At 36.3% G+C, this 13,237-nt stretch carries 16 protein-coding genes; 3 read left to right on the top strand and 13 right to left on the bottom strand.

Annotated elements, in window-relative coordinates:
• Positions 1 to 411: 411 nt before the first annotated feature.
• From AC2CGR_RS14665 to AC2CGR_RS14655, 3 genes are all read right to left on the bottom strand, one after another.
• Positions 412 to 1,428, bottom strand: a complete 1,017-nt coding sequence (locus tag AC2CGR_RS14665) for a CamS family sex pheromone protein (protein WP_087968362.1) — start codon at positions 1,426 to 1,428, stop codon at positions 412 to 414.
• Positions 1,429 to 1,545: 117 nt separating this feature from the next.
• Positions 1,546 to 1,872, bottom strand: a complete 327-nt coding sequence (gene ytxJ / locus AC2CGR_RS14660; RefSeq protein WP_001057490.1) for a bacillithiol system redox-active protein YtxJ — start codon at positions 1,870 to 1,872, stop codon at positions 1,546 to 1,548.
• A complete protein-coding gene (locus tag AC2CGR_RS14655) occupies positions 1,872 to 2,384 on the bottom strand; it encodes a DUF948 domain-containing protein (RefSeq protein ID WP_001197726.1) in 513 nt (170 codons plus the stop codon). Before AC2CGR_RS14655 ends, ytxJ begins: the two co-directional genes overlap by 1 nt.
• A 187-nt stretch (positions 2,385 to 2,571) precedes the next feature.
• Between AC2CGR_RS14655 and AC2CGR_RS14650 the strand changes: the two genes are divergently transcribed.
• Positions 2,572 to 3,687 carry an aminopeptidase gene (locus tag AC2CGR_RS14650; protein WP_000654739.1) on the top strand — a complete coding sequence of 372 codons (1,116 nt, stop codon included), beginning with the start codon at positions 2,572 to 2,574 and terminating at the stop codon, positions 3,685 to 3,687.
• A 34-nt stretch (positions 3,688 to 3,721) separates the two neighbouring features.
• Here the strand turns inward: AC2CGR_RS14650 and AC2CGR_RS14645 are convergent, their stop codons facing one another.
• The 7 genes from AC2CGR_RS14645 to AC2CGR_RS14615 form a co-directional block, all read right to left on the bottom strand.
• A complete protein-coding gene (locus tag AC2CGR_RS14645) occupies positions 3,722 to 4,156 on the bottom strand; it encodes a hypothetical protein (protein ID WP_087968361.1) in 435 nt (144 codons plus the stop codon).
• Between the two features lie 15 nt (positions 4,157 to 4,171).
• Positions 4,172 to 4,354, bottom strand: a complete 183-nt coding sequence (locus tag AC2CGR_RS14640) for a hypothetical protein (protein ID WP_042875795.1) — start codon at positions 4,352 to 4,354, stop codon at positions 4,172 to 4,174.
• Positions 4,351 to 4,755, bottom strand: coding sequence for a PH domain-containing protein (locus AC2CGR_RS14635; protein ID WP_087968360.1), 405 nt, complete (start codon positions 4,753 to 4,755; stop codon positions 4,351 to 4,353). The genes AC2CGR_RS14640 and AC2CGR_RS14635 overlap by 4 nt, the downstream gene beginning before the upstream one ends.
• Before the next feature lie 77 nt (positions 4,756 to 4,832).
• Positions 4,833 to 5,324: a GNAT family N-acetyltransferase gene (locus tag AC2CGR_RS14630; RefSeq protein WP_087968359.1), complete on the bottom strand. Its 492-nt coding sequence runs from the start codon at positions 5,322 to 5,324 to the stop codon at positions 4,833 to 4,835.
• On the bottom strand, positions 5,321 to 5,869 hold the full coding sequence (locus tag AC2CGR_RS14625) for a GNAT family N-acetyltransferase (protein ID WP_000494672.1): 549 nt from the start codon (positions 5,867 to 5,869) through the stop codon (positions 5,321 to 5,323). Before AC2CGR_RS14625 ends, AC2CGR_RS14630 begins: the two co-directional genes overlap by 4 nt.
• A gap of 58 nt (positions 5,870 to 5,927) precedes the next feature.
• Positions 5,928 to 6,833 (bottom strand): DMT family transporter, encoded by a 906-nt coding sequence (locus AC2CGR_RS14620; RefSeq protein ID WP_087968358.1) that lies wholly within the window; start codon positions 6,831 to 6,833, stop codon positions 5,928 to 5,930.
• Positions 6,823 to 7,236 (bottom strand): MerR family transcriptional regulator, encoded by a 414-nt coding sequence (locus tag AC2CGR_RS14615; protein WP_000276594.1) that lies wholly within the window; start codon positions 7,234 to 7,236, stop codon positions 6,823 to 6,825. The genes AC2CGR_RS14620 and AC2CGR_RS14615 overlap by 11 nt, the downstream gene beginning before the upstream one ends.
• A 122-nt stretch (positions 7,237 to 7,358) precedes the next feature.
• Here AC2CGR_RS14615 and AC2CGR_RS14610 point away from each other — a divergent pair, with 122 nt between their 5' ends.
• Positions 7,359 to 7,703: a PadR family transcriptional regulator gene (locus AC2CGR_RS14610; protein WP_061686055.1), complete on the top strand. Its 345-nt coding sequence runs from the start codon at positions 7,359 to 7,361 to the stop codon at positions 7,701 to 7,703.
• Positions 7,700 to 8,362 carry an HAAS signaling domain-containing protein gene (locus tag AC2CGR_RS14605; protein WP_087968357.1) on the top strand — a complete coding sequence of 221 codons (663 nt, stop codon included), beginning with the start codon at positions 7,700 to 7,702 and terminating at the stop codon, positions 8,360 to 8,362. Before AC2CGR_RS14610 ends, AC2CGR_RS14605 begins: the two co-directional genes overlap by 4 nt.
• Before the next feature lie 52 nt (positions 8,363 to 8,414).
• Here AC2CGR_RS14605 and murC read toward each other — a convergent pair whose 3' ends face one another.
• The 3 genes from murC to AC2CGR_RS14590 all read right to left on the bottom strand — a co-directional run.
• Positions 8,415 to 9,725, bottom strand: coding sequence for a UDP-N-acetylmuramate--L-alanine ligase (murC, locus tag AC2CGR_RS14600; protein ID WP_088350228.1), 1,311 nt, complete (start codon positions 9,723 to 9,725; stop codon positions 8,415 to 8,417).
• A 252-nt stretch (positions 9,726 to 9,977) separates the two neighbouring features.
• Complete coding sequence (locus AC2CGR_RS14595) at positions 9,978 to 11,096, bottom strand: nicotinate phosphoribosyltransferase (protein WP_000658369.1); 1,119 nt, start codon at positions 11,094 to 11,096, stop codon at positions 9,978 to 9,980.
• 61 nt (positions 11,097 to 11,157) lie between these two features.
• Positions 11,158 to 13,237 (bottom strand): DNA translocase FtsK (locus tag AC2CGR_RS14590; protein WP_484480956.1); only part of this gene is annotated, 2,080 nt, incomplete at its 5' end.

The following is a 13,237-nucleotide window of genomic DNA, read 5'->3' as shown; positions in this document are numbered from 1 at the left end:
AAAAATATAGATGTTTCATAAGTGGAAACCTTATTTTAAGCAGTACGATAGTACATGAAATTTATATCAGCGATTTTTCAAATATATCAACCGCAACTCGAAATATATCAGCGATTTTCCAAATATATCGACCACAACTCAAAATATATCAGCGATTTTCCAAATATATCGACTTACCAACAAAAATCGACAGTGATAGGCATTTGATGCGCTGGATCTGGAAGTACTTCACAATTGGCAATAGAAGATCACATCCCCCTGTAGAATGTGTTACATAGACAAAGTAAGGGGTAAATAGGTTTCTTCCTTTACAATCGATACAGCGGAAATATGGAGCGTATTACATGGCGCTCTGTTCCACCTTACACTTTCATTTACAGTAAAAAAAGACAGTTTAAACACTGTCTTTTTTTATAAGAAGGAAACAAACGGTTTATCGCTGTTTTTCTCTTTTATAACAATTGCCTCGATTTTATTCTCAGACTTTATCTGTAATTGTACTTTTGCATCTTTAGGTAACTGTTCTAACATACTTTGAGCAGCCAGTTGGGTAAGGCCCATTAATTCTGTTTTACCGTTATATTTAATAACAATATTCATATCCAATGTATCCATTTGATCTTTCTTATAAGAAACTTTAGCATTTACTGGGATAAAGTCTCCAGGAGAAAAACCTTTCATTGCTTCAGCAAATTTATTTATTTTTGCATTATCTTCTCCATGTGCTTGTGTAAATTCATCAGAAGGATATGAATACGCTTTTTCTTCAATCGCATTCCAATTTCCAAGGTTCGTATCATTCTTTTGAACGGTAGCACTAGCAATATACGTACCATTTTTTAAAGAACTTGTACTTTCTTGCTTAAAGATAGCAAACGTAATTGGGGATTTATTATACTTGTCATTTTTATGAATAGCTTCAATAAGTTGCTTGGCAACTTCAGTCCCCTTAGACATTGCTTCTTCATTGGATACACTTGAAGACATAGCTAACCCAATTACAACGCCAGATAAACTTAATTCATTTGAATTCTGTTTCCCGAAATAGTCTTGTTCTATAATATTTGTCAAAACTGGCGCTTCTACTTTCGCGACTAGCTCATCAATTAACTTCTCAGGAATATACTGATTTAATTGTAGTACATGATTTTCTGTATCAAATTGCTCTTTTGCAATATTCATTAAACCATTTTCATACTCTGCTAAATCTAATTTAGAATTTGTTTTTACATTAGCTGTATTTATAACCTTTTGTTCTTTTAAAGGAATTACAGTTCTATAATAATCTTTAGAAACAGCAGTTCTCGGAATCATACTTTTTTCTTTCGTATCTTTCTGTATAACTTCATCCTTCTTACTAATCGTATCATTACTACAAGCCCCTAGTAATAGACTTACGACCGCGAAAGATAATGCCATTTTCTTCATTACTTAAAACCTACTTTCAACAATCTAGTTATTTAATTTGAACTATTAACAGTTTACCATTAAATATATTTCAACAAAAACAAAAAAAAGAAGCAAGCACCTTTCGCTTGCTTCTTTTTACTTAATATTCTCTTCTAAAGCATCTTTTTTAATGTTCCAATGAGACGTATTCCATACTACCATCCCATCTTTTATGTATAACACTTGCGGAGATTCATGTTTAATGCTGTATTGTTCTGCAACACGGTTTGAAACATCTCTCGCATCTTGTACGTATAAGTAATACGCTGGTACCGCTCTTTCTTCACTACAATAAGCTTGAAATTCTGTATAGGCACCATGACTAATCGGGCATGTCGTACTATGTTTAAAAAGAACATAAGGCTCGTTTTTTTCTACTAGTACTTCAAGCTCTTCAATTGTTTCAACTTTTGTCATATTCATCAAGATTCACCTCTCATACGAAGTCTAGAGCGCTTCTCTTTCTTTTCAGCTTTTTTCTCGAGTCTTTCTAATTTACGTTCTTCTTTTTCAACCTTTTTCTCTTGTCTTGTCGCACGATAATGATTGTATACTTCAATTGCTGCGCTACTCCACTGTACAACTTGCGCTACTTTATCTGCATTATTTTCAATTTCGTCCGTAACAGACTCTGATACATTACGAAGTTTCGTATTTAAGGAATGGATTGTCGTTCCAATTCCATCTACACCCGATACTACTTTATTTAATGATTGTGACTTCTGTTGAATGTCATCAGCTAACGCATTTGTTTTATGTAATAATTGCTCCGTCTCTACGCTAATTCCTTGCATTTGCTTTTCTAAACCTTCTAACGTGCTTGCAACGTTTTCTAACGTCTTCTGAACCGATAACAACGTTCTGCATACATACACTACTAATACAGCGAAAGCAACCGCGATAATAGCCGCACTTACATATAAAAGAACTTGCATTTCATCACTTCCTTTATCTTTTTCATACTTTCCCCTATTATACAATCATTTTCCGTTTCGTTCTAATCCCTATCTTTTCATTAGAATTTTCATACTTATTCGTTAACTTTAACATAAATGATTCAACAAATTCCACTAAGTAGGTTACAATAGGAGAGGATACATAATTAGTAGGGAGGCTTTACATATGAAAGATCCACGCATTGAAAAGTTAGCATACAATTTAATTAACTACTCTATTCGCTTACAAAAAGGCGAAAAAGTATTAATTGAAAACTTTGGCTTACAAAAAGAACTTGTAACTGCACTTGTAAAAGAAGCATATGCAGCTGGTGGTTTCCCATTCGTTTCTTTAAAAGATCATCAAGTAGATCGCTCTTTATTAATGGGTGCTACTGAAGAACATTTTGAACAAATCGCTGCATATGAAGCAAGCGTAATGAAAGATATGGACGCTTATATCGGTCTTCGCTCTGGCGATAACATTAACGAACAAGCTGACGTGCCAAGTGAAAGAATGCAAATTCACGGTCAAACAGTTGGTAAAAAAGTTCATAGAGACATCCGCGTTCCAAAAACACGCTGGGTTGTTCTTCGCTACCCAAATGCTTCTATGGCGCAGCTTGCTAAAATGAGCACAGAAGCTTTCGAAGACTTCTACTTCGAAGTTTGTAACTTAGACTACGGTAAAATGGATAAGGCGATGGATAGCCTTGTTACATTAATGAATAAAACAGATAAAGTACGCCTAACTGGACCTGGAACTGACTTAACATTCTCTATTAAAGACATTCCAGCAATTAAATGCTCAGGTCATTTAAACATTCCAGACGGTGAAGTATACTCTGCACCAGTTCGTGATTCTGTTAACGGTACAGTTTCTTACAACACGCCATCTCCTTACAACGGTTATACATTTGAAAATGTACAACTCAAGTTCGAGAACGGCCAAATCGTTGAAGCAACTGCAAACGATACAGAGCGTATTAACAAAATCTTTGATACAGACGAAGGCGCACGCTACGTTGGTGAGTTCGCAATTGGCGTAAACCCATACATCTTACATCCAATGGGAGACATCCTATTCGATGAAAAAATTGATGGCAGCTTCCACTTCACTCCTGGACAAGCTTACGACGATGCATGGAACGGCAACAACTCGAACATTCACTGGGATTTAGTATGTATCCAACGCCCTGAATACGGCGGCGGCGAAATTTACTTCGACGACGTACTCATCCGTAAAGACGGACGCTTCGTTGTACCTGAATTAGAAGCTTTAAACCCAGAGAACTTAAAATAATAATAAAAACGCTCGGGATTTTTCCGAGCGTTTTTTAATACTTTAATAAGTCTTTCGCCACATCTTCTGGCACTTTAAAACTCATCTTCTTATTTTTCATTTCAACTTCAACATAAGGGACATCGTTATATACTGTCATCGTACCTATTTCATGTAATTCCTTTTTGTCTTTACTCGACTCTGATAATTTTGTTGTATCCTCTTGGTACATTTTAAATGTTTTCCCTTGCGGAGTATCTAAAGGAGTCGACTGCATTTCCCACTTATCCATTTTCATGACTTCAAACAGCTTTTCAATTTCATTCTTATCAGTAATTACTTTTTTCTCACTTGAATCAGTAAGTGATTCAATTTCAACTTTTTGTGCCTTTTCTAAGTTCAGATCCGTCTTTTCCTTCTTCGTACTACATCCTAGTAAAAGAACGGATGCGGTTAGCATAAGTACAAATAACATAAAGACTTTTTTCATTTCTAATCCTCCTAACTACATAGAGCTACTTTTCTCGCTTTTTGTTTGCTGGAAGTGAAAATAATACAAAAGCGCCACTGCAATAGTACCTATTAATATTGGCACATATAATGGCAAATCCCATTTCATATATACTCTAGTGCAACCAACAAGCACAAATAATATTTCTAAACAAAACAAAGGTTTTACATATTTCATTTCTTACCTACCATTTCTATTTTCACATGTGGATTCTCTTTCTCGATAAGCGTCAAAAATTCATTCCTATCTTGCGGCATCGCAACCATATGTACTTTATATGCATTCGTCGTAATTTCAAGAGATTTCCCAACTTGACGAATGATTCTTATCTCTTTCAATACGATATCGTCATTTAAAATACCGTACTTTAATACACCATTCTCCACTTTATGCTTTTTAATAAATACTTCCCAAACGAGTGGTACATTTACAAGGAAGCATAAACCCATCCCAATTAACGCTGTCATCCACTGCTCTTTATTAGCGACAATCATGACAAGTGGATATACAAACATAAAAGCTAACGTGAGACAAACGAAAAATACTACTGACTTACTTCTTTTAATCGGAAAGTTCATACACGCACCTCCTAACCTAAATTATACCACTTTTTCCATTTTAGTTCATAAAAAAAGGCCATTTCTACATGACCTTCTTAAACGATATATCTATAGAATTTCTTATCCACCTGTAACACTGGAAAACTTTTTGGCAAATCTTCTATATCCACACTTTGAAAACCGTTCTTTTCATAAAAGCGATGCGCCGCTAAAAATTTCACTGTCGTTCCTAAGTAAATATCTTTCAGCTTTTTATTCTCAGCCCACGAAATTGCTGTTTGGAGCAACTTATTTGATGCACCCCACTCTTTTCCGCGAAATTCTTTTTTTACGAACATTTTTCTTAACGCTACTTGATGATTCCCAATATCTAATAAAGCTACTGTTCCAACTACTTTACCATCATAATTTGCTACCCAAAAGTTTCCATGATTCCTTTGATAAAATGTTTCTATTTCAAGCAGGTCTGGCTGCTCTTCTTTCGTAATGGGGACATTGTACTCTTTTTGCTGAATATGAACGATAAGATCTACTACTTCGTCTTGAAATTTACTTTCATACGGAACAATATGAATCTTCTCGTTCATCGAATCTCCTTCCACTCTGAAGCTAATAAACTATATACAGCGATATCGTGGAAGTGATCGTATAGCCATTCTTCATCTCTTAAAATACCATCTAACTTAAATCCTAAACGTTCTGGGATAGCACGGCTTTTCACATTTTCAACACCGCATCTAATTTCCATTTTATTTAATTTTAAATTCTCAAATGCATAGTGAAGTACAGCCTTTACGCTACGCGTCATAATACCTTTCCCGCCAGCATCTTCTGCAAGATAATATCCGAGACTAGCTGCTTTCTTTCCCCAGCTCACTGGATGAATACCTACCATACCAACGAGCTTTCCTTTATAACGTATACCACTTTCAAAACCGTCTCCCTCTGCAAACTTCTTTAACCACATCGGACAAATCTCATTATAAGCATCAGCAGATTTCGTCCCATCTACCCAAGGAAGCCATCTTCTTAAATGGTTACGGTTTTGATTTATTAATTGATATAGTTCCTCTTTATGATGCTTCTCTAATAATTGTAGTTCAATTTCGTCGTCTACTCGGAGTGTGAACATGTTTTTTAGCTCCCCTTTTTAGTTTTCTTATTATTCTAACATTTTTAGATGTAAAAAGTTAAATATTAACACTTTCTTTTGATTTTCTTTGTATAAAACCAGAAGAATACGATACTCCCGTAATAACTAATATCATTCCTACAGATTGTGCAGATGTTATATTGACTCCTTCAATAAAAGAAATAAGTATTGTAACAACAGGCACTAGATTAAAAAATAAAGATGTCCTTGCTGCACCAATTTGAGCAATTCCATTATTCCACCATAAGTAACCAAGCACACTCATTCCAATTGCCATAAAGAGAATCGCTCCCCATGCCAACAAAGGAATTTCTAAAACTGGTACTATACTTTTTTGTGTAGAAGATATGATAATAAAGGCAAGTGCACAAATAGTCATCGTATATGTCGTCGTTTGTATTGGATTACCAGTTTTAATAAACCTTCTGCCTAGCACACCGTATAACGCCCAGCAAATATTCCCTAATAAAATATAAAAATCCCCTTTTGAAAATGATAAATTTTGTAGTGCGGTAAACGAGCCTTGTGTAAGCACAAAAACAACACCAAGTAGTGCAAGTAACATTCCAATACCTTGGCGCTTCACTATTTTCTCTCGTAAAATGACACTTGCTAATAACGTTGTAACGAGCGGATTTGTTGCCATAATAAGTGCACCATTAATAGCTTCTGTATGTTTCATTCCTAAAAAGAAAAAGAAGTTAAAGCCGAATACACCAACAATACCTAACAAAAAGTAATAGACTCTATTCTGCCTCCATACCTCTACCTCAAAATCTTTTCGTATTTTTAACAGACATAACATCACAAATGCAGCAATCCCAAAACGCCATGCCGCTATATGAATCGCTTCGAAATACTGCACCGCATATTTCGAAGCATTAAATGTCCCACCAGTAAATATTGCAAATCCTAATAACTGCGCATATACTTTATTTTTCATTGTCGGCCTCCCAGTCTTTTCCTTCTAGAAAACCGTAATAAACTTCTAACTTTTCTTCTGTTAGTTGGACAACCTTTTGCAATTGTTCTTGCTGTTCTTTTAACCTTTCTAAATGAGTTGTTAAAATTGAAATTCTCTTTTTTACTTTCGCTGGCACTTCCTCTTTCCTCTGCCTAATTTCCTCTATAATGCATCCATCACTTGCAAACTCAGCCATCTCTTCTAATGACATTCCAGTTTGTTTTAATGAACATAAAAATTTTAATAGGCGCACATCACCTTCTGTATATTGACGAATCCCGCTATTTCGCGTTGGTGGTGGTAATAATCCTAATTTCTCATAGTAACGCAAAGTATGAATACCCATCCCTGTTAATTCTGCTACTTCACCGATTTTATACATGTTCTCTCCCCCTTGTTTTTACATATTCATCTTACAACCTAGAGTTAGCTCTAGGTCAATACAGAAATAAAAATCCACTATATATGATTGATATCTAGATATGAATCATATATAGTTAAAGTATGGAAAAAAATGATAATTTTATAATTCAATTACGTAAAGGTGTTTTTGATCTCGCTATTTTGTCCTTAATAAGTAAACAACCTATGTACGGATACGAAATTACAAGTGCATTACAAGAAATCCCTGTATTTCATATCCCCAATGGCTCGATTTATCCTATATTAAATCGAATCACGAAAAACAATTGGGCTGTTTCCTATTGGGAAGAGTCTGGTGATGGCCCAAAAAGAAAATACTATCGCATTACAGACGAAGGGAGAGAAATTTTACATAATCGCTTACATGATTATGATGCCGTGTATCAAGCTCTAATGTTACTAGCTAAAGGAGAGGATAAAAAATGAACAAAGAACAATTCTTTGCAAATGAACTCATAGCTTCTTTCTTACATGACCTTCAGAAAGGTTTAATGAAATTACCTACATCAGCACGAGAACAACATATGCTAGAAATTAAATCCGATTTATATGAAAATGCATTACGTAAAAAAAGTGAAGGGATACCATCAGGAGTCATTCCTTCACAAGTGATTGAAGAATTTCTTCCTCCAAAAGAATTAGCAAAGGAAATTGCAGTAGAATATACAGACGTTATTGAAGAAGCACAGCAATCTACAAATACATTTATTAAATATTATTCTGGCCTATCTATCGGTCCACTTGGTGCTCTATCAGTGCCTATTGTACTAGGCTTCATCAATATTTCAGCTAATTTGCCATTTGTACTAGCTTTTATAGCAAGTAACATTTGGTTTATCTGTAGAGAAAACCATTGGAATACAGACTTATTAAAATACTTTAAAACAATAATTTCCATTAGCTCAAGGCTTTTAATCGCCCTTCCGTTTACTTTTTTCGCAATTCGCATCATCATAACAAAACAATTCGATATGTTTTCATTCTATTATTTAATTGGATATGTACTTTTTAGTTCAATTTATATCGTTTTGTTAAAACAACTCTACAAAAAGAATAAACAATACCAACCTATCAATGCTTTTTAAATGTATCGAACACAATAGAAAAGACGCACAGCTAAGCTATGCGTCTTTTCTATTACTTCTCTGCAACTTGAACTTCTTTTACGTAAGCTGCTTCGAATTTTTGGATGTCTCCTGCGCCCATGAAAATGAGAACGCCGTTTTTATGTTTCTTTAATACATCCGTTGTTGTATCTGTAATTAATTCTGCACCGTCAATACGCTTTTGCAGATCTTCGATTGTTAATTCACCTTTGTTTTCGCGCGCTGATCCGAAAATATCACATAAGTATACTTGATCCGCTTTGCTTAGGCTTTCAGCAAACTCATCTAAGAACTTTTCTGTACGTGAGAATGTGTGTGGCTGGAATACAGCGACAATTTCACGCTCTGGATGTTTTTGACGAGCTGCTTCAATCGTTGCATTAATTTCTGTCGGATGGTGTGCGTAGTCATCGATAATAACTTGCTCTCCCATCGGCTTCTCATTAAAGCGACGTTTTACGCCTTCAAAAGTTGTTAACTGATGCTTAACTGCTTCTACATCAACGTTTTCATAATGGCAAAGCGCGATTACTGCTAATGCATTTAATACGCTGTGATTGCCGTATCCTGTAATTTTGAACGTGTCATAGTACGTATTACGAACGAATACATCGAAAATAGTACCATCTGTTCTCTTTTGAATGTTACGTGCTTGGAAATCATTATCTTCTCCAAATCCATAGAAAATAACAGGTACTTTCGCTTGAATTTTTTGAAGTTCTTCATCATCTCCACATGCAATAATGCCTTTTTTCACTTGCAATGCCATCTCTTGGAATGCACTGAACACATCATTGATATCTGCGAAATAATCTGGATGATCAAAATCAATGTTTGTCATAATCGCATAGTCTGGATTGTAAGACAAGAAATGACGACGATACTCACAAGCTTCAAATACAAAATACTTACTATTTTCTACCCCATGCCCTGTTCCATCTCCAATAAGGTAAGATGTAGGGTGTGCACCTTGCATTACATGGGCTAACAAACCAGTTGTTGATGTTTTTCCATGTGCACCAGTTACAGCAACACTTGTGTATTGGTTCATAAGGTCACCTAAGAAGTGATGGTAACGATGTACTGGGATGTTTAATTCTTTTGCTGCTACGATTTCTTCATGCGTATCAGGAAATGCATTTCCTGCAATAATCACTTGTCCTTCTTTTACATTACTTTTATCAAAAGGAAGAATCGAGATACTACGCTTTTCCAACGCAGTTTGTGTAAAGAAACGCTTTTCATAATCAGACCCTTGAACAGTATGCTTCATGTCATGAAGAATTTGCGCTAATGAACTCATTCCTGTTCCTTTAATTCCTACAAAATGGTAAACTGTCATCTTAAAGAACCTCCAACATTTCGAACTAATACAACGGCCTATCTATAAGACAGTATATGAATCTTTTCTTATTTTGGTAATCATCATACATTTTTGATGTAGTGAAGTTATTCTTCCCTTCACTTATCAGGATAAACTCGTACGTACTTCTTTTTTATGTCCATAACAAATCCATTATAGCAAAAAAGAAGCCGCTATACTATGATAACAGAAAAACTGATAGGGTCAATCACCTATCAGTTTTTCTCTCTTTTACATATCTTCTCTTTTTTCTAATTGAACACGTTCTAGACGTGGGTTTGGACGATATTTACGACCAGCTTTCGCTTCTGGTTTTCCATTTAATTCTACGTTATCACCAGTAAAGCCAATATTCATTTTTAATAAGCTACTTCCTACTCCGTATATATCAACAGGTACGTTTTGAGCTTCAAATTCACGAATACGCTTCTCATCAAATCCACCAGTTACAACGATGTCTACATGCTGGAATCCTTCTTCATCAAGTGCTTTACGAAGTGCGAATACAAGCGATGGGTTTACACCACGTGGATCGAATGTTCCAAGTACCTCTGGGTGGCGAATGAAGTATTGATCAATCATCGTGCGGGACGTATCTACACGTACACCTTTTAATGTTGATCCAAATTCACGCGCTACGCGAAGTGCATCTGTAATGACATCATTATTGTAATCAATTAATACAACTAATTCATCTTCTGGGAATTTCTTATGATACGCTTTTGCCGCTTCCACAACATCACCATTAAACATTTGGATTAATGCGTGAGGCATCGTCCCCATACCACTTTTGCCCCACCATTCATTCATCGCATGCGTCGCTTGTGCGCTCATACCTCCGATGTATGCTGCATAACCGTCACCAGCTTGTTGTGTATAATGATCATCACGGTCTCCCATGAAAATAACTGGTTTTTCTTTATCTACGCTACGCGCAGCTTGGACGACGTTATATACGTTTGTTGCAACCGATGTACGACGAGCTAAAATCCCATCAATGACACCTTCTAAAAATCCGAAATTTTCATAAGGACCATGAATTGTCAACACTGTTTCAAATGGACTAATTTTATCGCCATCTTTTAAAGAGTTAATCTCAAGTTCCTCAGGATTTTTAGCGAATGTTTGTAGCAATGCAATGACTTCATCCGTTCCGCAAAGAACTGCATTTTCCTTTTGGAAAAATTGCATCGTTACAACACTTTTCGGGCGAAATTCTTCGATGATTTCTCTAGTCTTTAAAAAGTAAACGGCAGAGAACCAACCTTCTCCAACGCGTTCGTCAAATTTAAATGTTTTATTTGTTAGTCTATTTATTTCACCTTTTAATTTTAATTCAATTTCTTTCATGTCGCTTTACTCCCTACTTTACTATCCAACATTTTCTCTTAGTATACAGCAAAACCGTTTACTATACATTTGTTTCCTGCATAGCGGCAAATTCATCCTCAGAAATAAGGACGTCTCTTGGCTTCGTTCCTCTACCTTCAGAAATAATTCCTTGCGATTCCATCTCTTCAATGAGACGTGCCGCGCGATTATAACCGATGCGGAATTTTCGCTGTACAGAAGATGTGGACGCTCCCCCTTGTTCTACAACAAATTGACATGCATCAAGGAACAATTCGTCTTCCGACTCGGCTTGTTCTGTTTTCGCTAATAAATCCTCTTGCTTAAATAAGTAATTCGGCTTCATTTGCTTTTTCACATGATCAACTGTCTTTTCAATCTCATCATCCGATACATATACACCTTGTACACGAACTGGCTTAGATGTACCGTTCCCTAAGAATAACATATCACCACGGCCAAGTAATTTCTCCGCGCCCCCAATATCAATAATCGTACGCGAATCAACTTGAGATGATACAGTAAACGCAATACGCGTTGGAATGTTTGACTTAATTAAACCTGTAATAACATCTACAGATGGACGCTGCGTCGCTACTAATAAATGAATACCACAAGCACGTGCTTTTTGCGCAATACGACAAATTGCTTCCTCAACATCACCAGGTGCTACCATCATTAAGTCGGCTAACTCGTCAATGACAATAACGATATAAGGTAATGTCTCTCCCGGAATTTCTCGCCCACTTACAATCGTATTGTAGCGAGTTAAATCACGAGCACCTGCGTGCGCAAACAATTCATAACGGCGCTCCATTTCTTCAACTGCCCATTTTAATGCAGCTGTCGCTGCTTTTACATCCGTAATCACAGGTGCTACAAGATGCGGAACAGAATTGTATGGTGCAAGCTCAACCATCTTCGGATCGATTAACATTAACTTCACTTCATGTGGTTTTGCTTTATATAAAATGCTCGTTAAAATGGCGTTAATACATACACTTTTACCAGAACCTGTTGCACCCGCAATAAGTCCGTGTGGCATTTTTCGAATATCCGTTACAATTGGATCACCTGAAATATCAAGTCCAAGCGCAACCGTAAGCGGTGATTCACTCTTTGTAAACACAGGACTTCTTAAAATTTCACGAAGAAATACTGGCTTACTTTCTTTATTTGGAACTTCGATTCCAATCGCACTCTTCCCTGGAATCGGCGCTTCAATCCGAATATCTTTCGCCGCTAAACTTAGCTTAATATCATCACTTAAGTTTGTAATTTTATTTACTTTTACACCTGGATCTGGCTGTACTTCAAAACGAGTTACTGCTGGACCTTGCGATACATTAATAACATGTGCGCCAACGTGGAAATTATTAAACGTTGTATCTAATAATTCTTTCTGTTCTTCCAACCATTCCGTATTATCTAATGCTGCTTGCTGCGGAATCGATAGCAATGTTAATGGTGGAATCGTATACGTCGGTGGTGTTTGCAATACATTTCGCACATCGTTCTCTCTTTGATTTACAACATATGCTTTCTCTTCTACTTCCGTACTTGAAATTGGCTTTTGTACTTGCTCTGCCACTACTTGTTGTACTGGTTGCGCTTCTTCCACTTGTGGTTCTACTACCACTTGCTGCATTGGTTTTTCTTCCACTTGTGGTTCTACCACTACTTGCTGCATTGGTTTTTCTTCCACTTGTGGTTCTACTACCACTTGCTGCACTGGTTTTTCTTCCACTTGTGGCTCCACTACTACTTGTTGCATTGGTTTTTCTTCCACTTGTGGTTCTACCACTACTTGCTGCATTGGTTTTTCTTCTACTTGATGTACAGACTTATTCTCTACTCGTTCACTCATAGAAGGTTGCATTGCATTCGTTCTAGCCGCATGTCTTTCCATTAATCGCGTTCTGTCTTGTTTCAACATAACAACATTAAATGGTACGTGACGCTTTTTCTCACGTTTTGGTTCTTCTTTTTGTACAACTGGTTGTTCTTCTGCGACCGGTGCTTCTTCTACAACTGATTGTTCTTCTGCGACCGGTGTTTCTTCTACAACTGATTGTTCTTCTGCGACCAGTGTTTCTTCTACAACTGATTGTTCTTCTACAATCGGTGTTTCTTCTACAACT

The organism is Bacillus sp. LSHTCR4, from assembly GCF_057197025.1.
The sequence above is the reverse complement of the archived record's forward strand: the minus strand, read 5'-3'. Positions and strand labels throughout refer to the sequence as shown.